Raw genomic sequence first — 1,707 nt, forward strand, 5'->3', positions numbered from 1 at the left:
TCCTCGTTGGTTTCGGCTGAAATCCCTGCCAAAGCATCACCTGTCCGATAGGGACTGGCTTTGGCCATGAGCGTCTTAAGATCTTTAAAATTATATGTAAAGTTATTAACCGTATATCGAAACTCCATTTGGCGTATTTTTTTAGGAGAAAATCAGATAAATGATGATCAAAACAACAATAGTTCCGACAATTACGGGATGAAGATACGCCAAAATAAGCATACAAAAAACTGATAAAATCAAGGCTAAATAGGGGAAAACTTTATGGATAATGCTTTTGAAATCAACATGATGATGTTTGTTTAGGAACTCATCATTTTCTCCTTCTAAAATTGTTTTTAGGTTTTCTTCTTTCTTTTTGCGAAGTACTATCAAACTGAAACTTACTCCAAAATACATACAAACGGCTCCAAAAACTGAAAGTTCTATCAACAAAGAGGTTGTACTTCCCCAAATGGCCAAGAGACTTATTACAAACACCAAAGTGGCGGCAATTGCCCGATTAAATTTACTTTCAGGAAAAATTCTTTTGAGAAAATATTCTATCTGAAAAGTAGTGGTGAAGGCAATTCCTTGAAGCGAAGCTATTAGCCCGAATAGACCCAAAAAGGTAAATATTTGAGTAATGGTATTGTTTTAGCCCAGAATTAAGGCCAATGTGGCCGGCATCGGATGGTTGTCTTTGCTGATGATTTCCCAATTTTCGGGATTTAAATTTATACCCCCAGCAGCCAAAAGAAGAACCATTGTGGCCAAAATGGCCAAAGTCCAGAAGGCAGATTTGTAACCGATTCCCAAAGTTTTCCTGAGTTTTTCCTGCTCCGTATTTTTTGAAACTATAGAAATGCCTTCAATAGCCAAAAACATCCAAATCGCAAACGGCATTGCCCGCACGAAACTATCAAATGTAAGCTCGCCAAATTGCTTGTTTTGGGATAAATTGGAAAAGGAAAATTCTGAAACTATGGCTCCGGAAAATATTAAAAGTTCGAAAATAGCCAGTAAGGTGAGCGTAATGATGACTTGAACACCCAAATTAAAATTGAACAAACTCACCAAACAAAAGAAGGCGATGAATCCAGTGGCTATCCAATTCGTTTTTTCTAAATGGTCCGTTAAAAAACCTAAATATTCTCCTATGGAGGTGGCAATAGCAGGATTGACGAAAAGAAATTCAAACAAAATCAGTATGGAAATAATCTCAGCCCATTTTTTGCCAAATGCATTTTTTATGTAAATGTGTGGGCCATCGGCATTAGGATACACACAAGCCAACTCTATCAGACAAAGCACCAATGCGTAATACAATATGGCGGTGACTAGAACCGGCACAAAAAAACCAATTGGCCCAGTGATCGCCCAACCCAGATTCCAGCCAAATGACTCACCGGAAATTACCAATCCTACGCCAATGGCCCAAATCGAAAACGCTCCTATTTTCTTTTGTTTAGTTTCAAAGCTACCTGATGCCATTCTGATTTTAGGGTTTCTATGAACAAAATACAGAATAGATTTTTTAACTCCACAGAATCAAATGTTTTGCCTTCAAAAAGTTTAATCTTTAATTGGATAAGTCCAGTAATTTGTTGAGTTACTTTTTATTTTTTTCCATTGATAACTTCCCTTGGAAAAGCTCAGTGAGACAGCCCATGTCAGGCTGAGCCTGTCGAAGCCCCGACCCAATATTCAATACAGTTTTTATGTACA

General features: G+C 37.6%; 3 protein-coding genes. All 3 read right to left on the reverse strand.

Annotated elements, in window-relative coordinates:
* A partial coding sequence (eutB, locus tag EGI31_RS15105) for an ethanolamine ammonia-lyase subunit EutB (RefSeq protein WP_255037996.1) occupies window positions 1-128 on the reverse strand: 128 nt, incomplete at its 3' end.
* A gap of 13 nt (window positions 129-141) precedes the next feature.
* Entirely contained in the window at window positions 142-606 is a 465-nt protein-coding gene (locus EGI31_RS15110; RefSeq protein WP_255036954.1) for an APC family permease, read from the reverse strand.
* A gap of 30 nt (window positions 607-636) precedes the next feature.
* Window positions 637-1,473 (reverse strand): amino acid permease, encoded by an 837-nt coding sequence (locus tag EGI31_RS15115; RefSeq protein ID WP_255036953.1) that lies wholly within the window; start codon window positions 1,471-1,473, stop codon window positions 637-639.
* Between the last annotated feature and the right edge of the window lie 234 nt (window positions 1,474-1,707).

Origin of the sequence: Lacihabitans soyangensis, from assembly GCF_024343775.1 — a bacterium.
GTDB lineage: Bacteria > Bacteroidota > Bacteroidia > Cytophagales > Spirosomataceae > Leadbetterella > Leadbetterella soyangensis.